At 72.4% G+C, this 25,807-nt stretch carries 29 protein-coding genes; 13 read left to right on the top strand and 16 right to left on the bottom strand.

Features of this window, described 5'->3' with window-relative positions:
- Positions 1-97: 97 nt before the first annotated feature.
- Both ACCP09_RS21720 and ACCP09_RS21715 read right to left on the bottom strand, forming a co-directional pair.
- Complete coding sequence (locus tag ACCP09_RS21720) at positions 98-943, bottom strand: SMP-30/gluconolactonase/LRE family protein (RefSeq protein WP_123682677.1); 846 nt, start codon at positions 941-943, stop codon at positions 98-100.
- A gap of 15 nt (positions 944-958) precedes the next feature.
- Positions 959-1,696: a FadR/GntR family transcriptional regulator gene (locus ACCP09_RS21715; RefSeq protein WP_027930808.1), complete on the bottom strand. Its 738-nt coding sequence runs from the start codon at positions 1,694-1,696 to the stop codon at positions 959-961.
- Between the two features lie 145 nt (positions 1,697-1,841).
- Here ACCP09_RS21715 and ACCP09_RS21710 point away from each other — a divergent pair, with 145 nt between their 5' ends.
- The 5 genes from ACCP09_RS21710 to ACCP09_RS21690 are packed head-to-tail and all read left to right on the top strand — an operon-like array spanning position 1,842 to position 6,280.
- Positions 1,842-2,942 (top strand): substrate-binding domain-containing protein, encoded by a 1,101-nt coding sequence (locus ACCP09_RS21710; protein WP_378364201.1) that lies wholly within the window; start codon positions 1,842-1,844, stop codon positions 2,940-2,942.
- Complete coding sequence (locus tag ACCP09_RS21705; RefSeq protein WP_433749519.1) at positions 2,939-3,961, top strand: ABC transporter permease; 1,023 nt, start codon at positions 2,939-2,941, stop codon at positions 3,959-3,961. Before ACCP09_RS21710 ends, ACCP09_RS21705 begins: the two co-directional genes overlap by 4 nt.
- On the top strand, positions 3,958-4,707 hold the full coding sequence (locus ACCP09_RS21700) for an ATP-binding cassette domain-containing protein (RefSeq protein WP_051362663.1): 750 nt from the start codon (positions 3,958-3,960) through the stop codon (positions 4,705-4,707). Before ACCP09_RS21705 ends, ACCP09_RS21700 begins: the two co-directional genes overlap by 4 nt.
- A gap of 15 nt (positions 4,708-4,722) precedes the next feature.
- On the top strand, positions 4,723-5,892 hold the full coding sequence (locus ACCP09_RS21695) for an aldose epimerase family protein (RefSeq protein WP_231960559.1): 1,170 nt from the start codon (positions 4,723-4,725) through the stop codon (positions 5,890-5,892).
- A 19-nt stretch (positions 5,893-5,911) separates the two neighbouring features.
- A complete protein-coding gene (locus tag ACCP09_RS21690) occupies positions 5,912-6,280 on the top strand; it encodes a nuclear transport factor 2 family protein (RefSeq protein ID WP_027930812.1) in 369 nt (122 codons plus the stop codon).
- A 50-nt stretch (positions 6,281-6,330) separates the two neighbouring features.
- Here the strand turns inward: ACCP09_RS21690 and ACCP09_RS21685 are convergent, their stop codons facing one another.
- A complete protein-coding gene (locus tag ACCP09_RS21685; protein ID WP_433749669.1) occupies positions 6,331-7,140 on the bottom strand; it encodes a class I SAM-dependent methyltransferase in 810 nt (269 codons plus the stop codon).
- 79 nt (positions 7,141-7,219) lie between these two features.
- On the opposite strand from ACCP09_RS21685, the gene ACCP09_RS21680 reads away from it, so the two are divergent.
- Positions 7,220-7,804, top strand: coding sequence for a TetR/AcrR family transcriptional regulator (locus tag ACCP09_RS21680; protein WP_433749514.1), 585 nt, complete (start codon positions 7,220-7,222; stop codon positions 7,802-7,804).
- 1 nt (position 7,805) lies between these two features.
- Here ACCP09_RS21680 and ACCP09_RS21675 read toward each other — a convergent pair whose 3' ends face one another.
- Entirely contained in the window at positions 7,806-8,945 is a 1,140-nt protein-coding gene (locus ACCP09_RS21675) for a DUF6923 family protein (RefSeq protein ID WP_433749511.1), read from the bottom strand.
- Positions 8,942-9,709, bottom strand: a complete 768-nt coding sequence (locus ACCP09_RS21670) for a DUF4239 domain-containing protein (protein WP_027930816.1) — start codon at positions 9,707-9,709, stop codon at positions 8,942-8,944. The genes ACCP09_RS21675 and ACCP09_RS21670 overlap by 4 nt, the downstream gene beginning before the upstream one ends.
- 645 nt (positions 9,710-10,354) lie before the next feature.
- Between ACCP09_RS21670 and ACCP09_RS21665 the strand changes: the two genes are divergently transcribed.
- From ACCP09_RS21665 to ACCP09_RS21645, 5 genes are all read left to right on the top strand, one after another.
- Positions 10,355-11,770 carry a family 2B encapsulin nanocompartment shell protein gene (locus ACCP09_RS21665; RefSeq protein WP_123682683.1) on the top strand — a complete coding sequence of 472 codons (1,416 nt, stop codon included), beginning with the start codon at positions 10,355-10,357 and terminating at the stop codon, positions 11,768-11,770.
- A gap of 40 nt (positions 11,771-11,810) precedes the next feature.
- A complete protein-coding gene (locus ACCP09_RS21660) occupies positions 11,811-13,208 on the top strand; it encodes a family 2B encapsulin nanocompartment shell protein (RefSeq protein ID WP_433749506.1) in 1,398 nt (465 codons plus the stop codon).
- A complete protein-coding gene (locus tag ACCP09_RS21655) occupies positions 13,205-14,236 on the top strand; it encodes a family 2 encapsulin nanocompartment cargo protein polyprenyl transferase (RefSeq protein ID WP_433749503.1) in 1,032 nt (343 codons plus the stop codon). The genes ACCP09_RS21660 and ACCP09_RS21655 overlap by 4 nt, the downstream gene beginning before the upstream one ends.
- A gap of 434 nt (positions 14,237-14,670) precedes the next feature.
- A complete protein-coding gene (locus ACCP09_RS21650; RefSeq protein ID WP_378365781.1) occupies positions 14,671-15,948 on the top strand; it encodes a 4-hydroxy-3-methylbut-2-enyl diphosphate reductase in 1,278 nt (425 codons plus the stop codon).
- A gap of 166 nt (positions 15,949-16,114) precedes the next feature.
- The gene (locus ACCP09_RS21645) at positions 16,115-16,744 is read left to right on the top strand and encodes a pyridoxamine 5'-phosphate oxidase family protein (RefSeq protein WP_433749500.1); all 630 of its coding nucleotides are present in this window, start codon (positions 16,115-16,117) and stop codon (positions 16,742-16,744) included.
- A gap of 417 nt (positions 16,745-17,161) precedes the next feature.
- Here ACCP09_RS21645 and ACCP09_RS21640 read toward each other — a convergent pair whose 3' ends face one another.
- From ACCP09_RS21640 to ACCP09_RS21605, 8 genes are read right to left on the bottom strand one after another with little or no spacing between them, the layout of a single operon-like run.
- Positions 17,162-17,338 carry a hypothetical protein gene (locus tag ACCP09_RS21640; RefSeq protein WP_167344585.1) on the bottom strand — a complete coding sequence of 59 codons (177 nt, stop codon included), beginning with the start codon at positions 17,336-17,338 and terminating at the stop codon, positions 17,162-17,164.
- Entirely contained in the window at positions 17,338-17,679 is a 342-nt protein-coding gene (locus ACCP09_RS21635) for a DUF3140 domain-containing protein (protein WP_017981901.1), read from the bottom strand. The genes ACCP09_RS21640 and ACCP09_RS21635 overlap by 1 nt, the downstream gene beginning before the upstream one ends.
- Positions 17,680-17,683: 4 nt before the next feature.
- Positions 17,684-17,902 carry a DUF3618 domain-containing protein gene (locus tag ACCP09_RS21630; RefSeq protein ID WP_027930821.1) on the bottom strand — a complete coding sequence of 73 codons (219 nt, stop codon included), beginning with the start codon at positions 17,900-17,902 and terminating at the stop codon, positions 17,684-17,686.
- A complete protein-coding gene (locus ACCP09_RS21625) occupies positions 17,899-18,318 on the bottom strand; it encodes a phage holin family protein (RefSeq protein ID WP_027930822.1) in 420 nt (139 codons plus the stop codon). The genes ACCP09_RS21630 and ACCP09_RS21625 overlap by 4 nt, the downstream gene beginning before the upstream one ends.
- 53 nt (positions 18,319-18,371) lie before the next feature.
- Positions 18,372-20,153, bottom strand: a complete 1,782-nt coding sequence (ctaD, locus tag ACCP09_RS21620) for an aa3-type cytochrome oxidase subunit I (protein WP_027930823.1) — start codon at positions 20,151-20,153, stop codon at positions 18,372-18,374.
- A gap of 58 nt (positions 20,154-20,211) precedes the next feature.
- Positions 20,212-20,928 (bottom strand): metallophosphoesterase family protein, encoded by a 717-nt coding sequence (locus ACCP09_RS21615; protein ID WP_027930824.1) that lies wholly within the window; start codon positions 20,926-20,928, stop codon positions 20,212-20,214.
- Positions 20,925-21,185 carry a BON domain-containing protein gene (locus ACCP09_RS21610; protein ID WP_123682689.1) on the bottom strand — a complete coding sequence of 87 codons (261 nt, stop codon included), beginning with the start codon at positions 21,183-21,185 and terminating at the stop codon, positions 20,925-20,927. The genes ACCP09_RS21615 and ACCP09_RS21610 overlap by 4 nt, the downstream gene beginning before the upstream one ends.
- Positions 21,185-21,742, bottom strand: coding sequence for a hypothetical protein (locus ACCP09_RS21605; RefSeq protein WP_123682690.1), 558 nt, complete (start codon positions 21,740-21,742; stop codon positions 21,185-21,187). Before ACCP09_RS21605 ends, ACCP09_RS21610 begins: the two co-directional genes overlap by 1 nt.
- A gap of 100 nt (positions 21,743-21,842) precedes the next feature.
- Between ACCP09_RS21605 and ACCP09_RS21600 the strand changes: the two genes are divergently transcribed.
- Positions 21,843-22,223 (top strand): ATP-binding protein, encoded by a 381-nt coding sequence (locus tag ACCP09_RS21600; RefSeq protein ID WP_027930827.1) that lies wholly within the window; start codon positions 21,843-21,845, stop codon positions 22,221-22,223.
- Positions 22,224-22,540: 317 nt separating this feature from the next.
- Entirely contained in the window at positions 22,541-22,915 is a 375-nt protein-coding gene (locus tag ACCP09_RS21595; protein ID WP_431902226.1) for an STAS domain-containing protein, read from the top strand.
- Positions 22,916-22,918: 3 nt separating this feature from the next.
- Here ACCP09_RS21595 and ACCP09_RS21590 read toward each other — a convergent pair whose 3' ends face one another.
- From ACCP09_RS21590 to ACCP09_RS21580, 3 genes are read right to left on the bottom strand one after another with little or no spacing between them, the layout of a single operon-like run.
- Positions 22,919-24,175, bottom strand: coding sequence for a UDP-glucose dehydrogenase family protein (locus ACCP09_RS21590; protein WP_433749491.1), 1,257 nt, complete (start codon positions 24,173-24,175; stop codon positions 22,919-22,921).
- A 1-nt stretch (position 24,176) separates the two neighbouring features.
- Positions 24,177-25,121 carry a glycosyltransferase family 9 protein gene (locus ACCP09_RS21585; protein WP_433749488.1) on the bottom strand — a complete coding sequence of 315 codons (945 nt, stop codon included), beginning with the start codon at positions 25,119-25,121 and terminating at the stop codon, positions 24,177-24,179.
- A complete protein-coding gene (locus ACCP09_RS21580) occupies positions 25,118-25,807 on the bottom strand; it encodes an SDR family oxidoreductase (protein ID WP_123682695.1) in 690 nt (229 codons plus the stop codon). Before ACCP09_RS21580 ends, ACCP09_RS21585 begins: the two co-directional genes overlap by 4 nt.

The following is a 25,807-nucleotide window of genomic DNA, read 5'->3' as shown; positions in this document are numbered from 1 at the left end:
GGTCACTCCTCCGGGTGGGCAAATCACGACAGAGTGACCCTGCCTGGTCGCGGCCAAACCCGGGCACCGGGAAAGTACGTATTTCGGTACGGAGATGTCAGCAGCCGGAATAGCGGTGGGCGGGCAGGCCTCGCACGCCGGGCCGGAGGCGGAACAGGGCCCCGGCTTCGGGCTGCGTGCCTTCCTCGACGCCCTGTCGCGACGTGGTGACGTACAGCTCGGCCAGGTCCGGCCCGCCGAAGGCGCACGCGGTGACCTGGGTGACCGGGAGTTCGGCGCGGGCGACCTGCTCGCCGGCCGGGGTGTAGCAGTGCACCGCGCCGCCGCCCCACAGCGCGACCCAGATGTTGCCCTCCGCGTCGACGGTCAGGCCGTCCGGGGAGCCGGTTCCGTCCGGGATGGTGACGACGGGGCGACGGTGCGTGAGCCCGGCCGCGGCGGTGTAGTCGAAGGCGTCGATCCGGCCGGTGGGCGTGTCGACGTAGTAGGCCGTGCCGCCGTCCGGGCTCCAGGCGAGGCCGTTGGAGATCGTGACCCCGGTGAGCACCGTGGTGACGGCGCCGTCCGGGTCGAGCCGGTACAGGGCGCCCGCGCCCGGCGTCTCGTCGTAGGCCATCGAGCCGCAGTAGAACCGGCCGTCCGGATCGCACCCGCCGTCGTTCATCCGCACCCCGGCGCCGGTCCACACCTCCCCCAGCGGCCGCACCTCGGTCAGCGCGGCGTCGGCGAGGGCGAACCCGCGCTCCAGCGCCAGCACGACCCCGCCCGCGGCGCCCGGCCGCAGCGCCGCCGCGACCGGGCCGACGTGGTGGCGGCGGACCTCCTCGCCGTCGAGTTCCAGCACGTCCCCGGCGAGCATGTCCACCCACCGCACACCCGGCCACTCCGGCGCCCACACCGGCCCTTCGCCGTGCGCCGCCACCGGTTCCGTCACCTGGTCCACTGTGGACACCACGCGTCAGTCCCCCTCGGGCGTCATCCGCCGCACCGCGTCGGTGGTGGTCTCGATCAGCTTCCGCATCGCTCGCGCGGCCGCCGTCGGCCTGCGGGCGCGGACCGCGACGAGCACCGCGTGGTGCAGGGGCAGCGTCGCGGACACCCCGCCGGGCGCGTGCGAGCTGGCCGCCAGGCCGTGGTGCAGGCTCGCCTCCAGCAGCCGGCCCAGCTGCTCGACGAGCTGGTTGCCGCTCGCGCGCAGCAGGGTCAGGTGGAAGGCGAGGTCGGCCTCGACGAACGCGGCGGAGTCCGCGTCGACCCGGCCCGCCTCCTCCGCCATCCGGGCGCAGGCGTTCTCGAGCACGGCGAGCTGCTCGTCCGTCGCGCGCTCGGCGGCCAGCTGCGCGGCGCCGGGCTCGACCATGAGCCGCAGCTCGAGCAGGTCGCGCAGGAAGGCCGCGTCGGAGAGCTGGCCGTGCCAGCTGATCACCTCGCGGTCCATCAGGTTCCACTGCTCGCGCGGCAGCACCCGGGTGCCGAGGCGGGGCCGCGGCTCGACCAGCCCCTTGGCGGCCAGCGCCTTGACCGCCTCGCGCACCCCGCCGCGGCTGACGTTCAGCTGGGCCGCCAGGTCGGCCTCGTTGGGCAGCTGGCTACCGTTGGCGAGTTCGCCGGACACGATGCGCCGCCCCAGCCACTCCACGACCTGGCCGTGGAGGGTGCGGTGCCGCCCGAGCGGCCCGCTCTGACTCCTGCTCACGGAGTAATCCTCAAATCATTGATCCATAAAGTCAATGCGCCCATCACACGACAGGGGTTGACTGTATCGACGAATCATCCAATCATTCATGCAGGTTCTTGGTTCGATATCCCAGCTCCCCGACGACGTGGATGGGTGGTCCCCCATGACCGACGACCAGATCAGCCTCACCTCCCGGCGGAGCGCCCTGAAATTCCTCGGGGCAGGCGGCGGAGCCGTGGCCGCCTCGGCCCTGCTGGCGGCCTGCCAAGGCGTCCGCGACAGCCCGGGATCGGGCGGTGGCGGCGCGTTCCCGGACACCCCGGACTGGCGCTTCGTCTTCGTCAACCACGTCACGACCAACTCGTTCTTCGTGCCGACCAGGACCGGGATGGCCGACGCGGCCCGGCTGGTCGGCATCCCCGAGCCACAGTGGACCGGCTCCGCCGACGGCAACGTGTCCGAGATGGCCAACGCGTTCTCCACGGCGGTCAACGGCGGGGTCGACGGCATCGCGATCGCGCTGACCGACAACAACGCGTTCGTCGAGCCGACCAAGCGCGCGTTCGAGCGCGGCATCCCGGTGATCGCGTACAACGCGACCGCCGCGGGCAACCATCCGCTCACCTACGTCGGGCAGGACCTCTACCAGTCCGGTTTCCTGATGGGACAACGCATCGCGCGGGACGTCACGTCCGGGCTCATCCTGGTCGGCATCTCCCAGCCCGGCGGCAACAACGTACAGCCGCGGCTGGACGGCATCACCGACGCGCTGCGGCAGGCCGCGCCGGGGGTGACCGTGCTGCCGATCAACACCGGCGCGGAGCAGGCCGCCGAGCTCAACGCCATCACCGCCGCCTACGACGGGCACCGGGACGCGAAGGGCGTGTACGCCGTCGACGCGGGCAGCACCGCCTCGATCGCGCAGCTGTTCACCACCCGCGGCCTGCAGGGACAGGTGCGGGCGGGCGGGTACGACACGCTGACCGACACCCTGCGCGGCGTCCAGTCCGGCGCGCTGGACTTCACCATCGACCAGTCGGCCTACCTGCAGGGCTTCCTGTCCGTGCTCTACCTCTTTCTCTACCGCGTGTCGGGCACGCTGGTCACACCGCCGTTCACCGACACCGGGCTCACGTTCGTCACCAAGGACAACGTCGGGCCGTACCTGACCGCGGACAGCAAGTTCGAGGGCGGCGCCAAGACGGACCTGGTGCCGATGCCGTCGTCCATCCCGCTCCCGCCCGCGACCGGGCAGGCGCGATGACGAAAGCGCTTCCCGAACGGCCACCGGCCGCGGCCCGCGCGCGTGGCCGCGGCGGGTTCCTGCCCGGCCTGATCCGGGTCAAGGAGCTGAGCATCCTGCTGGTGACGGTCGCCGCGGCGATCTATTTCGCCAGCACCAGCGGGCCCGGGTTCACCACCACGGACAACTACCACACGATCGCCCAGTACGTGGCGCCGTGGGCGATCGTCGCGGCGGGCGAGGTGATGGTGCTGATCTGCGGGCAGATCGACCTCTCCGCCGGGTTCGTGTTCACGCTGTCCCCGTTCGTGCTGGTGCTGTTCCACAACAATGGTTTCCCGCTGCTGCTCGCCGTCATCGGGGCGATCGTGGTCAGCGGCGCCATCGGGATGGTGAACGGGCTGATCCACACGGTCTTCGGCCTGTCCTCGTTCATCACCACCCTCGGCATGGCGTTCCTGTTGTGGGGCCTGTCGCTGGTCATCTCCGGCGGCTCCCCGGTGAGCGCCCCGGCGGACGGCTGGGTGATGGACGTCTTCGGCGCGTGGGGCTGGTCGGAGTTCGTGTGGGCGGTCGTGGTCGTGGTGGTCATGCAGGTCGTGCTGTCCACCACCCGGTTCGGCATCGCCACGCAGGCCACCGGCGGCAACCCGGTCGGGGCCGCCGAGGCCGGCATCCGCACCAACCGGATCAAGGTGGTCAACTTCGCGATCGTCGGCGCGCTGGCCGGGCTCGCCGGCATCCTGCAGGGCACCCGGGTCGGCTCCTACGACCCGACCAACGGCGGGTTCAACGTCATGTTCTACGCCGTGGCGGCTGCGGTGATCGGCGGGACCGCGCTGCTCGGCGGGTCCGGCACGGTGGTCGGGGCGTTCCTCGGCGCGCTGCTGCTCGGGCTCGTCTACGACGGGTTCAACCTGACCGGCATCAGCGCCAACGCGTTCTACCTGGTGCTCGGGGTCGCGATCCTGGTCGCGGCGCTGCTCAACGTGTACGTGTCGGTGATGCGCAAACGGCTCGGATCGAGGGGGCGGCCGTGACCGAGGTGGTGCGGGCCGAGCACATCGGCAAGCGGTTCGGGCCGGTGCGGGCGCTGTCGGACGTCAGCCTGCACGTGTCGGCGGGCGAGGTCCTCGGCCTGATCGGCGACAACGGCGCGGGCAAGTCCACGCTGATCAAGATCCTGACCGGTTACCACCAGCCGGACAGCGGGCGGCTGCTGTTCGAGGGGCGGCCCGTGCAGCTGAAGTCGGTGACGCACGCCCGGTCGCTGGGAATCGAAACGGTCTTCCAGGACCTGGCGATGGTGAACGACCTGCCGGTGTACCTGAACCTGCACCTCAACAAGGAACTGGTGCACCGGCCGCTGCCGTTCCTGAAGCGGCGGGAGATGAAGCGGCGCGCGCGGGAGGCGCTGGACGAGATCGGCATCAGCATCCCCTCGGTGACCGCCGAGGTCGGTCAGCTCTCCGGCGGGCAGCGGCAGGCGATCGCGGTGGCCCGCTCGGTGTTCACCCGCAACACCAAGCTGCTGCTGCTCGACGAGCCGCTGGCCGCGATGGGCGCCAAGGAGGGCGGGCTGATCCTGCGGCTGCTCGCCCAGCTCAAACAACGCGGCGACCTCGCGATCATCCTGATCGCGCACAACTACAGCCAGGTCGTGGACGTGTGCGACCGGGTCAACCTGCTCCAGCACGGCGAGATCACGTTCGACAAACCGTCCCGGGACACCTCGGTGGCCGAGCTGCTCGAGCTCGTGCACGCCGAGTACCGGCTCCAGCAGTGACCGAGGAGAGCCCTCATGCGAAAGCTCGTTCCGATCGCCTGCGCCACAATCCTGTCCGCGGCGGTAGGGTTGCCCGCCGTGACCTCCTCCGCCGCCCCGCGGCCCACGGCTCCCGCGATCTCCAAGGAAGCGTTCGGCAGCGTCGGCGGCCAGTCCGTCGAGCGGTACACGCTGACCAGCGGCAACGGGATGCGGGTGCGGATCCTGACCTACGGCGGCACCATCCAGACGCTGGAGGCGCCCGACAAGCGCGGGCGGACCGCGAACCTCGTGCTCGGGTTCCCGACCCTGGCCGACTATGTGGCGAAGAACAGCCCGGCCGAAGGCGGCGGACCGTACTTCGGCTCGCTGATCGGCCGCTACGCCAACCGGATCGCCGGTGGCCGGTTCACCCTGGACGGGGTCGAGTACCAGGTGCCGGTCAACAACAACGGCAACAGCCTGCACGGCGGCACGGCCGGGTTCGACGACAAGGTGTGGTCCGCCGCCGAGGTGCGCGAGCCGGGCAAGGCCGGGCTGCGGTTGAGCCTGGTCAGCCCCGACGGCGACCAGGGCTACCCGGGCACCCTGACCACGACCGTGACGTACACAGTGGACAGCCACAACCGGCTCACCATCGACTACCGCGCCACCACCGACAAGCCGACCGTGGTGAACCTGACCAACCACACGTACTGGAACCTGGCGGGCGAGTCCTCCGGCGACATCTACGACCAGACCCTGCGCATCGACGCCGACCGCTACACCCCCACCGACGCGACCCAGATCCCGACCGGTGAACTGGCCCCGGTGGCAGGCACCCCGTTCGACTTCCGCCGCCCGGTGCCGATCGGCGCCCGCATCGCCGACAACGACCCGCAGCTGCTGATCGGCCAGGGCTACGACCACAACTGGGCGCTGAACTCCTCCGGACGCCTCGCGCAAGCGGCCCGCGCCGCGGACCCGGCGAGCGGCCGCGTGCTCACCGTCTACACCACCGAGCCGGGGATCCAGTTCTACTCGGGCAACTTCCTGACCGGCACGCTCGTCGGCACCGGCGGGAAGGCCTACCGGCAGAGCTACGGGTTCGCGCTGGAGACGCAGCACTTCCCGGATTCGCCCAACCAGCCCGGTTTCCCGAGCACCGTGCTGCGGCCCGGAGAGGTGTACCACACCACGACCGTCTTCGCCCTGAGCGCGGAGTGAGCCGGATAGGCTCCGGGGCATGGACGCCCGCGAATTCGCCGACGACTGGGCCAAGGCCTGGAACGCACACGACCTCGACGCGCTGCTGGCGCACTTCACCGACGACGTCGTGTTCACCTCACCGGTCGCCGCACAGCTGACCGGCACCGCGGTGATCCGCGGCAAGGACGCCCTGCGCGCCTACTGGAGCGAAGGCCTGCGCCGCATCCCGGACCTGCGCTTCGAGGTGGTCGGCGTGTACTCCGGTGTGGACACCGTGGTCATCAACTACCGCAACCAGAAGGGCGGCCTGGTCAACGAGGTGCTGCACTTCGACGGCCCACTGGTCCGCGAAGGCCACGGAACCTACCTCGGCGACGACACCAACCCGGCCGGAGCGAAGGACTGACGTTGACAACGTGACGCGGCGGTGCCGGCCACTCCGGCGGCACCGCCGCTTCAGGTGCGCACGGCGACCACCGCGAGCGTGGTGAACGTCTTCGTGAACGCACCGCCGAGGTCGTCGATCGCCGCGCCGACCGCGGTCAGGATTTCCGCCTGCGCGGCGGCGGGCAGGCGGGTCAGGCCGCCGGTCGTCGGGAGCAGGTCCAGCCACTCCGCACGGGTGTAGGTGCGTTCCCAGTCGAACCGCCAGTGCTCCGGTTCGGCGAACGCCCCGGTCTGCCGGAAGGATTCGGCGAACCGCTCGAAGCCGGCGCGGTAGGCCGCCACCGCGTCGCCGCCCGGTTGCCCGGCGAACGGCGAATCGGGCACCACCCGGCGGAACACCTCGGCGAAGGCCTCCGCGACCGCGGGCGGCGGTTCGAAGACGTGCGCGAACACCGCCAGCGGCCCGCCCGGCCGCAGCACCGCCGCCGCCTTCGCCGCGCCCGCCTCCGGCGCCACCCAGTGCCACGCCTGCCCCGCCACCACCGCGTCGAACTCGCGGCCTGCCGGGTCCCAGTCCTCGAACGTCGCGACCTCGACCTCGATCCCACCGCGGCGCGCGAACTCCGCCATCCGCGGATCCGGGTCGACCCCGAGCACGCGGCAGCCCGCGGCCCGGAACTGCCGGGCCTCGATGCCGGTGCCGCAGCCGACGTCCAGGACCACCGGGCCGTGGTCCGAGGGGTCCCCGAACGCGGAACTCTCCCCGTTGAGTGTGGAACTCGCGGGGCTGAGTGCGGCAATGCGCTTGATCAGCGCGTCCGGGTAGGGCGGCCGGGCGCGGTCGTAGCGGCTTGCGTCGATCCCGAATGATTCGGCCATTTCTCGGGCCTCGTGCGAAGTGGGCATGCGCCCACCTTAGTGGGCAAGCGCCCACAACGGCAAGGAGGACAATGGGCGCATGCCAACCGGGGTGCACATCCGCGACGCGCGCCAGCAGCTGTTCGACGCCGCCGAGCGCGTTCTGCTCCGCGACGGCGCGGCCGCGCTGACCAGCCGCGCCGTCACCACCGAAGCGGGCGTCGCCAAGGGCGTGCTGCACCGGCACTTCGCCGACTTCGACGCCTTCCTCGCCGAGCTCGTCCAGGACCGCGTGCGCCGCATCGGGGACCAGAGCGCCATCCTGCGCGCGTCGGCGGGCACCGGCACCGTCACCGGCAACCTCACCGCGGCCCTGACCGAGCTGTTCGACCCGGTCGCCGTCGGCATCGTCGGGCTCGTCGTCTTCCGCGACGAGCTGCGAGCCCGGCTCGGGCGCGGCATCCCGGTCCTCGCCGACGCGGCGGCCATGCTCGCCGGTTACCTGACCGAGGAACGCGCGCAGGGCCGCATCGCCGCCGACGCCGACGTGGACTCGCTCGCACTCGCCCTGATCGGCGCCGGCCACCTGCTCTTCGCCGACCGCGCGCACCGCCCGGCGGCCGGGGAGGTCGGCCGGGTCGTGGAGACCGTCGTCGCGGACGTCGTGCAGCGCCGCCTGCTCTGACTCACCGGCTCAGCCGCCGCACCGCGATCCCGGCGCCGAGGATCAGCACCAGCACGGTGAACGACCACCCGCGCTTCTCCTCGGTCCGCTCCTGTGTGGACACCTGCGCCACCGGCTTCTTCGTGGTCACCGGACGGCGCTTGGCGGTGGACGGCGGTGGCGGCGGGACCGTCGGCGGCGCCGGGCGCGGCGTGGTCACCGGTCGCGGCGGCGGGTCCGGCACCGGAGGAGACGGCGGCGCGGGCACGAACGGAGCCACTGCCGGAGGTGGTGGGGGCGGCGGAGCAGGAGGTGACGGCGGAGGCGGGGGCGGCGGAGGCGGGGGCGGCGGAGGCGCGGGCGCCCGCAGGCACCCGGCACTGTCCGAACCGGACAGCGGCGCCCCGGCGGACACCTCGGTGACCGGCTCGGAGCCGTCCCGGGCGGCCCGGAACGTGCGGCTGCGGCCGGCGCTGCGGTTCGCTGTGACGTACAGCGTCTCCCCCGCCAGCACGACCGAGCCGTACGCGGTCGCCGGCGGCAGCACCGGCCCGGGCACCGGGTGCGTCCACCCCGACACCGGGTCGATCCGCACGACCCGCCCGCGGAACGGGAACGTGCTCGTCACCCCGTAGAGCGCGCCCCCGGCGAAGTCGAAGTCGTCGATGCCGGACGTGAACGGCGCAGGCCACAGGCCGACACCGCGCACCGCCGAGAGGTACCCGTCACCGCCCGGGTCGATGTCGATCACGTACAGGTCGTCGTCCCGCAGGACGTACCAGCGGTCGCCGAACACCGCGCCCGCGGTGGCCCGGTCCAGCCCGCGGCGGTCCGTCGTCCGCACCGGGCCGAGCCGGGTCAGCTCGCCGTCCCGGCCCACGGCCACCGCCGTGCCGTCGCGGGTCAGGCCGTACACCCGGTCCTGGGCGCGCGCGTAGCCGAGGGCGTTGACCTGCACGCCGAGCGCGGTCCGGCTCTCCACCGCCCCGGACGGCATCCGCACCAGCTCCACAGTGGACGGTCCACCCGGAGCCGTGTTGACGACCCGCAGGACCGTGCAGGCGGTGGCGGGGGCCGCCCCGGCGGCCGGCGTGACCGGCAGCAGCGACGCCGCCAGGACGCCCGCGGCCGCCAGCGCCCGGGCCGGGCGCCGCACCCTCACCGCAGCCGCTCGATCGCCTGGCTGAACGCGTCCGGGCCCACCTTCGACCCGCCCGCGAACGGGTTCTGCATCTGGAAGATCGCGAAGAGCAGCAGGGTCGTCGCCGCGGCGAGGGTGGACACGATCACGACGTGGGTGAGCGACTTCGTGCCGCCGAACAGGTTGGGCAGCAGCACGAAGATCACGCTCCCGCCGATCAGCACGAACCACACCACCATGCCGACGTTGTTGTCCTGCACCGCGTTGAGCCGGGCCTGCCGTTCCTTGAACACGTCCAGCAGCGAGTCGGCGACCTCGGTCTTGCGGCTGGTCAGCCAGTCGTCGTCGCCGGGCACATCGGCGGTGTCCACCACTGCGCGCATCCGGTCGAGCTGGTCCCAGCCCTCCTCGGGCAGGACGCCGCCGTCCCGCATGCGCGGCCACTCCCGGTTCACCACCGTGTCCGCGTAGCCCGCGGCCAGCTCGCGGATCTCCGTGCGTGCCGGCTCGGGCAGCGCGTCGGCCGCCCACGAGGCGGCGACCAGGCTCTGCGACTCCTCGTAGGAGGAGTCCCGCACGGTGCTCGCCGCGTCGAACAGCGAGATCAGCACGAACGCGATCACCGCGGCGTGCAGGCCGCCGACGATGGTGAACGCCTGGCCGGCCGCGTCGTTGTTGTCCGGCCTGCCCTCGTCCAGACCGTAACGGCGGACCAGGTAGGCGATGAGCGCACCGAGCCCGACGGCGCCCACCACCCACAGCGAACCGGCCACGTAGACATTCATCGGCTGTGCCTCCCGAACGGGAAAAGGACGTCGGCCCACGCTAGGCACGGCCGGATCACGGCGGCAAGTTCGGTTCCGCTCTTTCAACCCGACGGAATAGGACGGATTATTACCGGTCACTTGTTCGGAGCAGCCGGCGCGTATTCCGCGAATTTACCGGCCCTGTTGTCCCGCGGCCAACGCGCGGCCGGACGCGCCGCTGGGCCGACCGGGCGAGTTCCGGTCACCGGACGTCACTCCACCTCGGACTTCACGGTGGTTTCCGTTGACAGCCAAGGGTAGAACGTCCCGGTTGCCCTACCCGGACCACGGTCTTCCCAGAGTCCGGGAAGTTTCAGCCCGTTCGGAGCAGTGGACCGGAAATGCCGGGAGCACGCTGCCGAGCGGGTCACGCCGTCCGGACCGGCCCGATTGGGCGGCCCGGGTGATCACCGTCCATTCCGGTCTACCGTGAGTTTGCCGGAACCGCCGAACGTGTGCTTTTCCGGAAATTGCCATCACGCCGCGCCACGGACGAGTGACTGTACGGGTCCGCGACGCCGGTGCTAACGTCGCTTCCGCCGGCCGAGAAAACAAGGCGCCAGTTCGCCGGATCATCAATTTCCAATTCGCGGATCAAGTTTTCGACGATGGGTGGTATTTGCCGTGACTGTGACCGATCCCGCCGTGCCCGCCCTGGACAGCGGCAGCCAGCAGCAGAGCCTGAGCACCCGGGCCGCGCGGAACCTGGCGACCACGACCAAGTCCGTCCCGCAGATGCAGGCCATCACGTCGCGGTGGTTGCTGCGCCTGCTGCCCTGGGTGGAGGCCTCCGGCGGCGCCTACCGGGTCAACCGGCGGCTGTCCTATGCGGTCGGCGACGGGCGCGTGACGTTCGTGACGACCGCGGGGAACATCGAGGTCATCCCCGCCGAGCTCGGTGAGCTGCCGATCCTGCGCGGCTTCACTGACCAGGAGGTGCTCGCCGCGCTCGCCGGCCGGTTCGAGCAGCGCGAGTACGAGCCCGGCGACGTGATCGTCGAGTTCGGCAGCGCCTCCGACCAGGCCTTCCTCATCGCGCACGGCAAGGTCAGCAAGGTCGGCCCCGGCGAGTACGGCGACTTCACCAACCTCGGCGTGCTGGCCAACGGCGACCACTTCGGCGACGACTCGCTGCTGGACGACTCGAGCATCTGGGAGTACACGGTCAAGGCCGTCACCTCCTGCACGGTGCTGGTGCTCGAACAGCGCGGCTTCGACGAGCTGGTCGAGCAGTCCGCGGCGCTGCGCGAGCAGATCGAGCTGTTCCGCGCCCGGAAACTGTCCAGTGGCAACGAATACGGCGAGGCCAGCATCGAGCTGTCCTCCGGGCACGAAGGTGAACCGGAGCTGCCCGGCACGTTCGTCGACTACGAGATGTCCCCGCGCGAGTACGAGCTGAGCGTCGCCCAGACCGTCCTGCGCGTGCACAGCCGCGTCGCCGACCTCTACAACCAGCCGATGAACCAGACCGAGCAGCAGCTGCGGCTGACCATCGAGGCGCTGCGCGAGCGGCAGGAGTCCGAACTGCTGAACAACAAGGACTTCGGCCTGCTCCACAACGCCGACGTCAAGCAACGCCTGCACACCCGCACCGGCCCGCCGACGCCGGACGACATGGACGAGCTGCTCGGCGCGGTGTGGAAGGAGCCGGCGTTCTTCCTGGCGCACCCGAAGACGATCGCGGCGTTCGGGCGCGAGTGCAACACGCGCGGGATCTACCCGGCCGGCGTGGAGTTCAACGGGCACCACGTGCCGTCCTGGCGCGGCGTGCCGATCCTGCCGTCGAACAAGATCCCGGTGTCGGAGACCCGCACCAGCTCGATCCTGCTGATGCGCGTCGGCGAGCAGAACCAGGGCGTGATCGGCCTGCACCAGACCGGTCTGCCGGACGAGGTCGAGCCCGGCCTGTCGGTGCGGTTCATGGGCATCAACGAGAAGGCGATCATCTCCTACCTGGTGTCGGCGTACTTCTCGGCGGCCGTGCTGGTGCCGGACGCGCTGGCGGTGCTGGAGAAGGTGGAGATCGGCCGCGAGAGCTGACCCGCGGAAGCCACGAGCGAACGAGGGGTGGTTGGGTCCGTTGACCGTAACCCTGCAGACCTTCCAGCACACCGAAACCCGGCTGAGCCTGGGCACGGCGGCGGCCCGCAAACTGGCCAGCACCACCAAGTCCGTGCCGCAGAACCAGGCGGTCACCAGCCGGTGGCTGCTGAGCCTGCTGCCGTGGGAGGAGACCGAAGCGGGCACCTACCGGGTCAACCGTCGGCTGACGTGCGTCGCCGGGCAGGGCCGGGTGGCGTTCACCGTCGAGGCGGGCCGCGTCCGGGTGGTGCCGGCCAGCCTGGCCGAACTGCCGTTGTTCCGCGGTTTCGGCGACCAGCTCGTCCTGACCGCGCTGGCCGACCGGTTCGAGCAGCGCGAGTACCGGGCCGGGGAAACGATCGTCACCGCGGGCGCGCCGACCGGCGAGGCGCTGCTCGTAGCGCACGGCAAGGTGACCAAGGTCGGCCGCGGCGACTACGGCGACCCGGTGACGCTCGGGGTGCTCGCCGACGGCGACTACCTCGGGCAGCAGGTGCTCGCCGAGTCGCCGGAACGGTGGGCGTACGGCGTCCGGGCGGAGACGCCGGTGACCGTGCTCGCCCTGCCGCAGCGGGAAGTGCTGGCTTTGCTGGACACCTCCCCGGAGCTTCGGTCGCATGTGGACGGGCTGCGGCGGAGTTCGCAGCTGGCGCAGAACAAGCACGGCGAGGCGAACATCGAGCTGGCGTCCGGGCACACCGGCGAACCCGCGCTGCCGGCCACGTTCGTCGACTACGACCTCAGCCCCCGCGAGTACGAACTCGGGGTGGCGCAGACGGTCCTGCGGGTGCACACCCGCGTGGCCGACCTCTACAACCAGCCGATGGACCAGACGCAGCAGCAGCTGCGGGTGGCGCTGGAGGCGCTGCGCGAGCGGCAGGAGTCCGAGCTGCTCAACAACGCCGAGTTCGGCTTGCTCAACAACGCCGATCTCAGCCAGCGCCTGCACACCCGCACCGGGCCGCCCACCCCGGACGACCTGGACGAGCTGTTGTGCCGCCGCCGCAAGACGAAGCTGTTCCTGGCGCACCCCAAGGCGATCGCGGCGTTCGGGCGGCAGTGCTCGGCGCGGGGGATCGCGACGGAAAGCACCGAAGTGGACGGTCATGTGGTGTCCACGTGGCGCGGGGTGCCGATCTTTCCCAGCGACAAGATCCCGGTGTCGCGGACCGGGACGACGTCGATCCTCGCGATGCGGACCGGTGTGGACAGCCAGGGCGTGATCGGGCTGCGCCAGACCGGGCTGCCGGACGAGGTCGAGCCCGGCGTGACCGTGCGGTTCATGGGGATCGACCCGCGCGCCATCGTGTCCTACCTCGTCACGGCGTACTTCTCGGTCGCGGTGCTGGTGCCGGACGCGCTGGGCGTGCTCGAGCACGTGGAGGTCGGACGGTGACGGAGACGGTGGCCGGGGCGCGGACGGCGCGGGACCTCCTGGCGTGGAGCCGCGGATGCGTGGACCCGGCGTTGCGGGCGGCGGTGGCGCGGCTGCCGGAGTCGATGCGGCCGCTGGTCGCCTACCACTTCGGGTGGGCGGACGAGACGGGCGCGCCGGCGAGCGGGGGCGGCGGCAAGGCGGTGCGGCCGGCGCTGGTGCTGGCGGCGGCGCGGGCGGTCGGCGAGTGGGGGCCGGCGCTGCCCGGCGCGGTCGCCGTCGAGCTGGTGCACAACTTCTCGCTGCTGCACGACGACGTCATGGACGGCGACGAGACGCGGCGGCACCGGCCGACGGTGTGGAAGCTGTTCGGCCCGGGGCCGGCGATCCTGGCCGGGGACAGCCTGCTGGTCGCGGCGTCGGACGTGCTGGCGGCGAGCGGTCACCCGGCGGCGCGGGAGGCGTTGCGGATGCTCGGTGCGGCGGTGCAGGACCTGATCGAGGGCCAGGGCGCGGACCTGGCGTTCGAGCAGCGTGCCGACGTCGGGCTGGACGAGTGCCGTCTGATGGCGGAGGGCAAGACCGGGGCGCTGCTGGGGTGCGCGTGCGCGCTGGGCGGGTTGCTCGGCGGCGGCTCGTCCGAGCAGGTCGCGCACCTGCGGCGGTTCGGGGAGGCGGCCGGGCTGGCGTTCCAGATGGTCGACGACCTGCTCGGGATCTGGGGCGACCCGGCGGCGACCGGGAAGCCGGTGTTCTCGGACCTGCGCAACCGGAAGAAGTCGCTGCCGGTGGTGGCGGCGCTGACCTCGGGGACGGCGGCGGGCCGGGAGCTGGCGTCCCTGTACGCGGCGCCGGGTGAGCCGGCCGGGGCGGACCTGGTGCGGGCCGCGCGGCTGGTCGACCAGGCCGGTGGCCGGGAGTGGACCCGCACCGAGGCGGCGGCGCTGCTGGAGCGGGCTCGGGAGCACCTGAAAGCCGCGGTGCCGGACCCGCGGGGCGCCGCGGAGCTGGAGGCGCTGGCGGCACTGCTCGCGGACCGGGACAGATAACCGGCGGCGGTGGCCTGGACCGACCACCCGCGGAGCGGGTAGCGGAGCGGGTAGCGGAGCGGGTAGCGGCTGACCACCCGCGGAGCGGGTGTGGCCGGGAGTGGATGCCGGGGGCGGGGCTCGGCGGGCCGCGCCCCGGGCACCCGCGGAGCGGGTGTGACCGGGAGCGGCGGCTCGCCGACGGGCGCGCCCGGGGCGAACCCGGCCCGGGCGCAGCCGCCCCTGCGGGACTGACTCCGCGGCGGAATGGCCGCCAGGCCGCCACATCAGGGGCGGGCCGGTTGCGCCCGCTGCGCGGGCCGCCATCCGCGAAGCCCAGCCACACCGCCAGAAGCCACCCCGCGGAGCGAGGCGCGCCCGCAGGCCGCCCGAAGCCCTCGCCAGCACGCCGAACCGCCCGAGAGGACCAACCCCACCTGGAACGGGAGAAAACCATGTCGTTCACCGCAGCGCAGAGCATCCTCGCCGCGCATCATCCGGGCCGGCCGGCTCCCGGGGAGGTCCTCGTCGCCGACGAGTTGCTCTGGCCGGATCGTCCGTCGGTCCGCTGTCCCGGCGCGGGGTTGCTCGAAGGCGAGCTCCGGCGCCGCGGGATCGCCACCGCCCGCGGGCCCCTCTACGTCGACACCGACCACGCCGCTGCGGTCGCCCTGCGTGCCGTGCTCCCTGCGGCGCGCGGGCCGGCCGGGCTGGGCGTCGCGGCCACCGGGCAGGCCTCCTCCACACTCGCGGCCGCCGTGAGCGCCGCGATGGCCTCGGTGCTCGCCGTCGCCGGGCGGCCCCGGTCGGTGCTGCTCGCCGCGCCGCGGTCGTTCTGCGCGGGCGTCGAACGGGCCATCGAGATCGTCGAACGCCTCCTCGCCCAGCGCGGCGGTCCGATCTACGTGCGCAAGGAGATCGTGCACAACCGCCACGTCGTCGGCGACCTCCGCGCGCGGGGCGCGGTGTTCGTCGACGAACTGGACGCCGTGCCGCGGGGAGCGACCGTCGTGTTCTCCGCGCACGGCGTCTCCCCCGCCGTGCGCGCCGAGGCGGACCGCCGCCGCCTCAAGGTCGTCGACGCCACCTGCCCACTCGTCACCAAGGTGCACGCCGAGGCGCGCCGCTTCGCCGGGCAGGGCGACACCGTCCTGCTGATCGGACATGCCGGGCACGAGGAGGTCGAGGGCACCCTCGGCGAGGCGCCCGAGCGGACCGTGCTCGTGCAGTCGGTCGAGGAGGCCCGCCGGGTGCGGGTGCCGGACCCGGACCGCGTCACCTACCTGACGCAGACCACTCTCAGCGTCGACGAGACCGCCGACGTGCTCGCCGAGCTGCGACGGCGCTTCCCCGCGTTGCGCGGCCCGGCCTCCGACGACATCTGCTACGCCACCACCAACCGGCAGGACGCGCTGCGCTCGGTCGCCAGGGACAGCGACCTGGTGCTGGTGGTGGGGTCGCGGAACTCGTCGAACTCGCTGCGCCTCGTCGAACTCGCCGAGCGGGCGGGCACGCCGGCCCACCTGATCGACGACGCGCGGGACGTGCGGCCCGAATGGCTGTCCGGGGTGGAGCGGATCGGGCTCACCGCGGGCGCGTCGGCGCCGCCGGGGCTGGTCGACTCCGTGGTCGCCGCGCTCGGCGGCCTCGGCCCGCTCACCGTCGGCGAACGGGAGACCACCCGCGAGACCATCCACTTCACGCTGCCGACGGCCGTGCGGAGGAAGCCGTGACCGCGGTGCCGCTGGACGTGCCGCAGGTGCCCGCGCCGCGCCGGAACTCCCGTCAGGTGATGGTCGGCGACGTGCCCGTCGGCGGCGGTGCGCCGGTGCCGGATCGTGGAGACGCTGCTGGACGTGGCGCTCGAGCGGTTCCCCGGATGACCGATAACCTGCGGGCATGGATCTCACTGGGGTGACCGAGGTGTCGGACGAGGACGAGCTGCGGGAGCTGATCGGGCACCCGCTGCCGCGGGTGCTGCACAAGCAGCGGGCGGCGCTGCACGAGCTGGACCGGCAGTGGCTCGCGCTGTCGCCGTTCTGCCTGATCGCCACGTCCGACGCGGCCGGCCGCTGCGACGTCTCCCCCAAGGGCGATCCGGCCGGGTTCACGGTGGTGCTCGACGACCGCACGATCGCCGTGCCGGAGCGGCCGGGCAACCGGCGCGCCGACGGGTTCCGCAACATCCTCGCCAACCCGCACGTCGGGCTGCTGTACTTCATCCCCGGCCGGGGCGACACGCTGCGGATCAACGGCCGGGCACGGCTGGTGCGGGACGCGCCGTTCTTCGACGAGATGGTCGTGGAGGGGCACCGGCCGCGGCTGGCGATCCTGGTCGAGATCGACGAGGTGTTCCACCACTGCTCGAAGGCGTTCCTGCGGTCGCGGCTGTGGCAGGCGGACACCTGGGCGCCGGAGGAGATGGCCCCGCGCGCGGTGATCGCCAAGACGCTGGAGCAGCCGGACGCGTCACTGGCGGAACTCGAGCGCTACTACGGCCCGGAGTACGCGAAGAAGCTGTACGCCTGACGCGGGCCGGCACGCGGAACGGCCCGTGGTGCCCCCTCCCGGACAACACCACGAACTTCCCCTACCGCCCCTCGCGCCATTCACCAGTCAAGCGGCACCGCCGGATCGCCTGACGCGGGCGGGAACGCGGAACGGCCCGTGGTGCCCCCTCCCCGACAACACCACGGGCCGCTCGCTTCCCCTTACTGCCCCCTCGGGCCGTTCGCCGGCCAGGGGGACGTCCGGGTCGTCGTCGGCGGGGCGGGAACGCGCAACAGCCCGCGCTGCCCCTCCCGGACAACACCACGAACTTCCCCTTCCGCCCCCTCGGGCCATCCACCAGCCAAGCGGCACCGCCGGATCGCCTGACGCGGGCGGGAACGCGGAACGGCCCGTGGTGCCCCCTCCCCGACAACACCACGGGCCGCTCGCTTCCCCTTACTGCCCCTCGGGCCGTTCGCCGGCCAGGGGGACGTCCGGGTCGTCGTCCGCCGGCGGCTCCGGGTCGCGCCACTCCTCGGCGCGGCTGGACCGGTTGCCCTGCAACGTGCCGCGCAGTTCGGCCTTCATCGCGTCGTCCTCGCGCGCGCTGTGCTTCTCACTGCCGCGTTCCATCAGCCGGCCCCTTTCAACGGGTCGTGCCCGATCGTCATCAGCCGGTGGCGCCAGTTCTCCTGGCCTGCCGTCGGCTCCAGGTCGTCCCGCCGTTCGGCGTGCACCCTGTCCACCACCTTGCGCATCACGCGCTCGTCGTCCTCGGTGAGGTCCGTCCGGCGCTTGCCGAGGATCTCCAGGACGTGCTGCCCGGTCTTCGTGCCCGACTGGTCCGGCAGCTCCTCGCTGTCCGTGCCGGCCGAGCGGACCCGCAGCCAGTCCCCCAGCTCGCGCGAGGTCATGTTCACCACGCGGTGGAACTCGTCCCACAGTGCTTCGTCCACATGCGACTGCGTCGCCATCGTGTCACCTCCGGGCGGTCAGCCTTCGCACGATCACGAAGACCAGCGCCAGGATCCCGATCCCGGCACCGGTGCCGAGCGCGATCCGCTGTGTCGTGTGCGCGGTCTCCCGCACCTTCCCGGCCAGGGCCTCGGCGGTCTCGCCGAGCTCCTGGCGGGTCAGTTCGAGGTCGAGCCGCGCCTGTTCGGCGTCGTGCGGGAAGGTGTCCTTCTTCGTGGTCATCGGCGCACCCCCTCCCGCAGGGCCGCCACGTCCTTGGGCACCCCGGACGCCGCCTCCTGCGGCACCGGCGGCACCGCCGCCGACAGCTGCTTCTTGCCTGCCAGCCCGGCCACCCCGCCGATCAGCAGCAGCGCGCCGCCGACGATCAGCGCGGCGGCCCACCCGGGCACCACCAGGGCCAGCGCCAGCACCGCGGCGGCGACCAGCGTCGCCGCCCCGAACAGCGCGAGCATCCCGGCCGCGCCGGCCAGGCCCGCGCCGGTCCCGGCGCGCTTGCCCTTCCGCCGCAGCTCCTCGGCCGCCAGCCGCATCTCGTCCCGGACCAGCCGCTGGACCTGCTGCGACATGTCCTGGACGAGCTGCCCGATCGAGCGGTCGTCGACCGCGGTCGAGCCGCGGCCCGTGCTCTCAGTCATGCCTCGCCTCCCTTGGGGTAGCTCGTAGTCCGGCTACCCCCGGGCGGAGAGCGCTAATCGTGCGCGGTGGGCGAGCTGCCCTCGCTGAGCTCCTCGGTGGCCTTCTCCGACGGCGTCTTCGACGCCTCGGAGTGCGGGACGGTCTTCCCGGTGAGGGTGATGTGTCCTTCTTCGTGCAGCCGCTCCACCAGGTGCGGGTAGTGCAGCTCGAACGCGGGCCGTTCGGACCGGATCCGGGGCAGCTCCAGGAAGTTGTGCCGCGGCGGCGGGCACGAGGTCGCCCACTCCAGCGAGTTGCCGTAACCCCACGGATCGTCCACTTCGACCGGATCCCCGAACCGGTAGCTGCGCACCACGTTGTAGATGAACGGCAGCATCGAGGCGCCCAGGATGAACGCGCCGATCGTGGAGATCGTGTTCAGCACGGTGAACCCGTCGCTGTCCAGGTAGTCGGCGTAGCGGCGCGGCATGCCCATGTCACCGAGCCAGTGCTGCACCAGGAACGTCGTGTGGAACCCGACGAACGTGGTCCAGAAGTGCAGCTTGCCGAGTCTCTCGTCGAGCATCCGCCCGGTCATCTTGGGGAACCAGAAGTACACGCCGGCGAAGGTGGCGAACACGATCGTGCCGAACAGCACGTAGTGGAAGTGCGCCACCACGAAGTAGCTGTCGGTGATGTGGAAGTCCAGCGGCGGTGAGGCGAGGATGACGCCGGTCAGCCCGCCGAGCAGGAACGTGACCATGAACCCCACCGACCACAGCATCGGCGTCTCGAAGGTGAGCTGCCCCTTCCACATCGTGCCGATCCAGTTGAAGAACTTGATGCCGGTGGGGATCGCGATGAAGAACGTCATGATCGAGAAGAACGGCAGCAGCACCGCGCCGGTGGCGAACATGTGGTGCGCCCACACCACGAACGACAACGCCGTGATGCCCATCGTCGCGAACACCATCAGCCGGTAGCCGAACAGCGGTTTCCGGCTGAACACCGGGACGATCTCGGTGATGATCCCGAAGTAGGGCAGCGCGATGATGTAGACCTCGGGATGGCCGAAGAACCAGAACAGGTGCTGCCACAGGATCGCCCCGCCGACGGCCGGGTCGAACGCGTGCGCCCCGATCAGCCGGTCGGCGAGCAGCCCGAACAGCGCCGCGGTCAGGATCGGGAACACCGCGAGCACCAGCACGCTGGTGAACAGGATGTTCCAGGTGAAGATCGGCATCCGCCACATGGTCATGCCCGGGCAGCGCAGGGTGACGATCGTGGTCAGCATGTTGACCGCGCCGAGGATGGTGCCCAGACCGGAGACGATCAGGCCCGTGATCCACAGGTTGCCGCCGATGCCGGGCGAGTGCATCGCGTCGGACAGCGGGGTGTAGGCCGTCCAGCCGAAGTCCGCGGCCCCGCCCGGGGTGAGGAACGAGGACAGCACGATCGAGCCGCCGAACAGGAACAGCCAGTAGGAGAACGCGTTCAGCCGCGGGAACGCCACGTCCGGGGAGCCGATCTGCAGCGGCAGGATCAGGTTGGCGAAGGCGAACACGTTCGGCGTCGCGTAGAGCAGCAGCATGATGGCGCCGTGCATGGTGAACAGCTGGTTGTACTGCTCCGGCGACAGGAACTGCATCCCGGGCCGCGCCAGCTCGCCCCGCATCAGCAGCGCGAGCGACCCACCGACGACGAAGAAGCCCAGCGACGTGTACAGGTACATCTGGCCGATCAGCTTGTGATCGGTCGTCTTCGCCATCTTCACCAGCAGGTTGCCCCTGCGGTGCCTGGCCGGCAGTTCGTACCGGTTGCCCAGGACGATGGGACGTGCCTTCAGCTCCGTCATGCGCCCTCCCCGGGTGCCGAGTGGACGAACCCAGAGTGCTCCGGATCACATCGGTGAATCAAGACCCTAACCCGTAGGTGGCGTAGGCGCTGCGGATGACCGGCTGTGCGACGTTGCGCACCCGCACCCCGCCCGGGGTCACGCCCTGCTCGCAGCCGAAGTGCGCGTGGCCGTGCAGGGCCAGGTCGGCGCCGCATTCGTCGATGACCTCGCCCAGCTGGTAGGCGCCGAGGAACGGGTAGATCTCCGGCGGCTCGCCGCGCAGCGTCTCCGGGATGGGTGAGTAGTGGGTGAGCGCGACGCGGTAGTCGACGTCGTCGAGTTCCATCATCGCGCGGCGCAGCGCGTCCGCCCGTTCGATGCTGTGTTCGACGAACGCCTTCATCTCCCGCTCGCCGAACGCGCTGGCGCACTTGCCCGCGAACCCGCCGCCGAAGCCCTTCACCCCGGCGACGCCGAGGGTCTGCCCGTCGACCTCCACCCGGGTCGAGGCGCCCTCCAGCACCTGGATGCCGTGGTCGGACAGCAGCTTCGTGATCTCGTCCTGCCGGTCGCTGTGGTAGTCGTGGTTGCCCAGCACGGCCACGACCGGCCGGTCCAGGCCGCTGAACTCGTCGGCGACCACCTCGGCCTCCTCCAGCGCGCCGTGCCGGGTCAGGTCGCCGGCCAGCAGCAGCACGTCGGCCAGGTCGCCGAGGTGTTCCAGTGCGGGGCGCAGCAGGCCCCGCGCGTCCTCGCCGAGGTGGACGTCCCCGACCGCCGCCACGCGGATCACCGCAGGTCCTCCCTCCGGGCCGGTTCGCGGGTGTCGGCCACCCGCACGTCGTTGTGCACCCGCAGGCCGGGCGCGGCCTCGTGCAGCACGTTCTCCAGCTCGGCGCGCCGCTCGTCGCAGGTCACCTCCCCGGACAGGTGCACGTCGTCGCCGCGGACGTTGACCCGGACGCCCATCTCGGCGGTCCGGGGGTCCTCGGCCAGCGCGCGGCGCAGGTGGGCCGCGCGGTACTGGGGTGTCTCCTGCTCGGCTGTCATCACGCGGTTCCTTCGAGCTCGACGACGTCCAGCGAGTCCAGCAGCGTCAGGAACGCCTGCGCGTACGGGGACTCGCCGGTCTCCTTCGCCACGCGCTCCCAGTCCACCTGTTCCCGCAGGTCGCGGGCGATGTGCAGGAGCGGGGCGAAATCGCAGCGGTGCGCGTCGAGGACGAGCAGCTTGTCGACCATGATGTCGGTGCCGTTCAGGACCGGCGCCATGGTCGGGCCGACGCGCATCACGTCGGAGCGGCTCAGCGTCTCGTCGGTGACGGCGCGGTAGTTGGGCCGGAAGATCAGGTCGACCAGCACGTCGCCGTCCCAGACCTTGCTGAGCCAGTCCTCCGGCGGGTCCTCCGGCCGCATGCCCTCCGCGACGAGCGCCGCACGCGCGGCGGGCACGTCCTCCTCCTTGAGGAAGACGTCGACGTCGTGGTCGGACGGCGGACCGCCCCTGGCGTAGACCGCGCAGCCGCCGGACACGGTGAACGGGATCTCCCGAGCCGTCAGCGTGGTGACCACCTTGGTCAGCGTGCGCAGCAACGACTGCTCGTCCATGACCGGCCGGGTACCCGTGCCCGACCGGGGCAAAACGGCGCGGGTTTCGGGCCCCGGCCACCGGGTATGTCCCGTTCCGTCCGCGACGGTTGGGAGCGCGATGCGCCGCAGTACGGAGCTGAGGCTGCCCAGGACACTGGACGCGGCGCGGCGGGCGCGCCGGTTCACCACCGAGGTGTGCGCGAAGTGGCGGGTGCCCGGGCTGGCGCCGGACGCGGTCGTGATCGCCACGGAGCTGGTGGAGAACACGCTGCGGCACACCCGCGCGACGCCCCGGCTCGGCCTGGAGCTGCACCGAGACCAGCTGAAGGGGGACCAGCTGACGGTCAAGGTCACCGACGACGACCCGCGCGAGGCGGTCATCCGGGAAAGCGGTCACCCGCCGGGCCTCGGGCTGCTGCTGGTCGCGCAGACCTCCGAGCAGTGGGGGTGCGACCGGGAGCCCGCCGGCGGCAAGACGGTGTGGGCGACCGTGCGGTGAGCCGCGGACCGGCGGTGCGGACCACCGCTGTCCCGCACCGCCGGCGCACCCACCACGAGACGACCCTGGCGGCGGCCGCGAACGGCTCGCCGTCGTGCCGACGAGCACCGGATACCCACCCGGAACATCGCTAACCGGATGACCCGGGTTGCCAACGCGGCTCGCTGGTCCGTACGGTCGGTGGGGAGCGGTTGAGTGACCAGCCGTGCCGGGGAAGGACACACCCGGCCCTTGCGCTTTCGAATTTCGACTCTTCGGATTCTTGGACGTGTGTGTGGGCTTCCCCGCTGTGCTCACCACGACCCGGGGAGACTCCCGTGTACGAAGCTCACGAACTCCGCATCGACCTCACCGACGGCGCCGACGGGATCCGGCTGGCCCGCCTCACCGGTGAACTCGACCTCGCCGCGGCGCCCGCGCTGCGCGCCTTCCTGACCGGCTGCGTCGACGACGGCCGCACGTTCATCGTCGACCTCGAATCGATTACGTTCCTCGGCTCGGCGGGCCTGCAGGCCCTGGTCGACGCCGACGAGGCCGCCGCAGGGCGCTCCGTGCGCTGGGCGCTGGCAGGCAGCCACCGCGTGGTCATCCGCCCGCTGGAGGTCACCGGCCTGCACGAACAGCTGCCGCTCTTCCCGAGCGTCACCGTGGCCACGCGCCACCTCACGCAGGGCGCGCCGGTCGCCCACTGACCGTCACGCCGGGTGCCCGAGCCGCAGGCAGCGCAGCCCGCTCCCCCGCAGCGCCGCGGGATCGAGCACGCCCCGGGTGTCCACCACGGCGTCGCCCTCGGCGACGGCCGCCAGCTGGCTCCAGTCGAGCCCGCCGAACTCCGGCCACTCGGTCAGCACGATCAGCACTCGCGCGCCCTTGGCGGCCAGGACCGGGTCGTCCACGCGCTGGACAGGCCCGGCCTGGTCGCCGGTCACGCCAGGGTCGTAGCCGGTCAGCACGGCGCCCGCCGCGGCGAGCCGGCCGGCCACGGCCAGCGCGGGCGAGTCCCGCAGGTCGTGGGTCCCCGCCTTGAACGTCAGCCCGAACAGGCCGATCCGCACCCCGTCCAGCCGCCCGCCCGCGGCCTCCCGGACCCGCGCGACGACGTGGTCGTGCTGGCGGTCGTTCGCCTCGATCGCGGCCCGCAGGACGGTCAGGTCCACCCCGGCCGCGGCGCCCGTGGCGACCAGCGCCCTGGTGTCCTTGGGCAGGCACGACCCGCCCCAGCCGGGGCCGGGGTGCAGGAAGTGCGGCCCGATCCGCTCGTCGAGGCTCATCGCGCGGGTGACGGCGTCGATGTCGGCGCCGGTGCGCTCGCACAGCCGGGCCAGCAGGTTCACGTACGACAGCTTCAGGGCCAGGAACGCGTTACTCGCGTACTTGCCCAGTTCGGCGCTGGCGTGGTCGGTGCGCACCACCGGCGCGCCCAGGTCCGCGTACAGCGCGGCGACCCGCGTCACCGCGGGCTCCTCGCCACCGAGCACGATCCGGTCCGGGTGGCGGAAGTCGTGCACGGCATGGCCTTCGCGCAGGAACTCCGGGTTGCTCACCACCGGGATCCCGGCGGTCTCCGCGATGCGGGCGCAGGTGCCCACCGGCACGGTCGACTTGACCACCAGCACGGTGCGCGGGCCCGGGTGCAGCGCCGTGAGCACGGCCTCGACCGCGCCGAGATCGGCCGCCCCGTCGGGGCCCGCCGGGGTGGGCACGCAGGCGAACACGAACTCCCGGCCGTCCAGCGCGCCGGGGTCCGCAGTGAACCGCAGCCGCCCGGCGGCCAGCTCGTCCCGCACCAGCGGGGCCAGGTCCGGCTCCCCCAGCGAAACCTCGCCACGGGACAGCTCGTCTACTTTGGACTGATCGACCTCGGCGCACACCACGTCGTGGCCCAGGCCGGCGAGGCAGGCGGCGGTCGTCAGGCCGACGTAGCCGGCCCCGGCGACCCCGACGGCGGCCACGTCACACCTCCGCCACCGGCCGCAGCACCTTCCGGCCCGCGGCGACGACCTCGTCGACGGTGATCCGCAGCAGCCCGGCGGCCGGCGTGCCGGCGAACGGGTCGCCCTCCTCCCCCGCCCACAGCACGACGTGCCGGTCCTCGGTGCCCGGCGGCGGCCCCCACCGCCACGGCGGGGTCGGGCCGAACAGCAGCACCGACGGGGTGCCGTAGGCGGTGGCCAGGTGGCCGACGCCGGTGTCGCCGCTGATCACCAGCCGCGCCCCGGCCACGAGGGCGGCCAGCTCGGTCAGCCCGGTGCGCCCGGCCAGCACCGCGTCGCCGCCGAGGCCGGCGGCGGCCGCGAGGTCTCCCGCGAGGTCCCGTTCCGCGGCGCTACCGGTCACCACGACACGGTGACCAGCGCGGGAGAACTCGCGCGCCACCTCGGCGAAGCGCCGGGGCGGCCAGCGCCGCGACCCGAACGCCGCGCCGGGGTGCACGACGACCGCGTCCGCCGCCGGGCTCGGCACCTCGGGCCGGGCCAGCCCGAGGTCGTGCCGGTCGGCCGCGATGTCGTAGAACGTGAGCATCCGGCACCAGCGCAACGCCTCGTGCTGGTCCTCGCGCCAGTCCGGGCCGTCCAGATCCGGGAAGTCCGGGTGCCGGTGGGTCAACAGCCGGTCCGGCCGCGTGGCCAGCAGATCCGTCACGCTCTCCGGGCCGCTGCCGTGCAGGTTGACCGCCAGGGCGGGCGGCGCGCCGGTCCAGCGCAGCGCGCCGAGACCGGTCGTGGGAAGCACCCGGTCGACCGCGCCGGTGAGGGCGGCCAGCTCGTCCAGCGCCGCGGGCGCGGCGAGGGTGATCCGCGCGTCCGGGAACGCGGCCCGCAGGCCGCGCAGCGCCGGGACGGCGACCAGGAGGTCGCCCATCCCGAGCGCCCGCAGCACCAGGACGTCGCCGGTCACGGCCAGGAGCCCTCCTCCGAGTGCGCGACGACCAGTTCGCGCACCTCGCAGCCGGCCGGCTGGGACAACGCGAACAACACGGTCTGCGCCACGTTCTCCGGGTTGTTCAGTTTCGCGTCCGCAGGCGGCTTGTACTGCTCGTCGCGGGAGTCGAAGAACGCCGTGTGCATGCCGCCGGGCACCAGCATGGTGACGCCGATGCGGCCCGCGGTCTCCGCGGCCAGCGCGCGGGTGAAACCGACGACGCCCCACTTCGAGGCGCAGTAGGCGGTGGCGTCGCTGACCGCCTTGATGCCGAGGGTGGACGCCACGGTGACGACCTTGCCGCGCGAGCGCTCCAGGTACGGCAGCGCGGCGCGCACCACCGCGGCGGTGCCGAACAGGTTGACCTTGACGACGCGCTCCCAGTCCTCTGTGGACACATCGGTCAGCTTGCCGGGGAAGTCGATGCCCGCGGCGGTGAACACCGCGTCCAGCCCGCCGGCTTGCCCGGCCAGCTCCGCGACGGCCCGCTCGGTCTCGGCCGTATCGGTGAGGTCGACCGGCACGTAGGGCACGCCGGCGGCCGGGGGTTTGCGGTCGAGCACCAGCGGGGTCCCGCCGGCGTCCGCGACCGCCTTGACGGTCGCCGCGCCCAGCCCGGACGCGCCCCCGGTGATCAGCACCTTGCCTGGCGATGCAGCCAT

Source organism: Amycolatopsis sp. 3B14 (assembly GCF_050958625.1).
GTDB classification, from domain to species: domain Bacteria; phylum Actinomycetota; class Actinomycetes; order Mycobacteriales; family Pseudonocardiaceae; genus Amycolatopsis_E; species Amycolatopsis_E thermoflava.
The sequence above is the reverse complement of the archived record's forward strand: the minus strand, read 5'-3'. Positions and strand labels throughout refer to the sequence as shown.

What these genes read in the sequence shown, in the direction of transcription:
- ACCP09_RS21710 (WP_378364201.1), top strand. Translation starts at nt 1,842, where the DNA reads ATGACCGACGACCAGATCAGCCTCACCTCCCGGCGGAGCGCCCTGAAA.
- ACCP09_RS21705 (WP_433749519.1), top strand. Translation starts at nt 2,939, where the DNA reads ATGACGAAAGCGCTTCCCGAACGGCCACCGGCCGCGGCCCGCGCGCGT.
- ACCP09_RS21695 (WP_231960559.1), top strand. Translation starts at nt 4,723, where the DNA reads ATGCGAAAGCTCGTTCCGATCGCCTGCGCCACAATCCTGTCCGCGGCG.
- ACCP09_RS21690 (WP_027930812.1), top strand. Translation starts at nt 5,912, where the DNA reads ATGGACGCCCGCGAATTCGCCGACGACTGGGCCAAGGCCTGGAACGCA.
- ACCP09_RS21685 (WP_433749669.1), bottom strand. Translation starts at nt 7,140, where the DNA reads ATGGCCGAATCATTCGGGATCGACGCAAGCCGCTACGACCGCGCCCGG.
- ACCP09_RS21680 (WP_433749514.1), top strand. Translation starts at nt 7,220, where the DNA reads ATGCCAACCGGGGTGCACATCCGCGACGCGCGCCAGCAGCTGTTCGAC.
- ACCP09_RS21670 (WP_027930816.1), bottom strand. Translation starts at nt 9,709, where the DNA reads ATGAATGTCTACGTGGCCGGTTCGCTGTGGGTGGTGGGCGCCGTCGGG.
- ACCP09_RS21650 (WP_378365781.1), top strand. Translation starts at nt 14,671, where the DNA reads ATGTCGTTCACCGCAGCGCAGAGCATCCTCGCCGCGCATCATCCGGGC.
- ACCP09_RS21645 (WP_433749500.1), top strand. Translation starts at nt 16,115, where the DNA reads ATGGATCTCACTGGGGTGACCGAGGTGTCGGACGAGGACGAGCTGCGG.
- ACCP09_RS21640 (WP_167344585.1), bottom strand. Translation starts at nt 17,338, where the DNA reads ATGGAACGCGGCAGTGAGAAGCACAGCGCGCGCGAGGACGACGCGATG.
- ACCP09_RS21635 (WP_017981901.1), bottom strand. Translation starts at nt 17,679, where the DNA reads ATGGCGACGCAGTCGCATGTGGACGAAGCACTGTGGGACGAGTTCCAC.
- ACCP09_RS21630 (WP_027930821.1), bottom strand. Translation starts at nt 17,902, where the DNA reads ATGACCACGAAGAAGGACACCTTCCCGCACGACGCCGAACAGGCGCGG.
- ACCP09_RS21625 (WP_027930822.1), bottom strand. Translation starts at nt 18,318, where the DNA reads ATGACTGAGAGCACGGGCCGCGGCTCGACCGCGGTCGACGACCGCTCG.
- ctaD (WP_027930823.1), bottom strand. Translation starts at nt 20,153, where the DNA reads ATGACGGAGCTGAAGGCACGTCCCATCGTCCTGGGCAACCGGTACGAA.
- ACCP09_RS21610 (WP_123682689.1), bottom strand. Translation starts at nt 21,185, where the DNA reads ATGACAGCCGAGCAGGAGACACCCCAGTACCGCGCGGCCCACCTGCGC.
- ACCP09_RS21605 (WP_123682690.1), bottom strand. Translation starts at nt 21,742, where the DNA reads ATGGACGAGCAGTCGTTGCTGCGCACGCTGACCAAGGTGGTCACCACG.
- ACCP09_RS21600 (WP_027930827.1), top strand. Translation starts at nt 21,843, where the DNA reads ATGCGCCGCAGTACGGAGCTGAGGCTGCCCAGGACACTGGACGCGGCG.
- ACCP09_RS21580 (WP_123682695.1), bottom strand. Translation starts at nt 25,807, where the DNA reads ATGGCTGCATCGCCAGGCAAGGTGCTGATCACCGGGGGCGCGTCCGGG.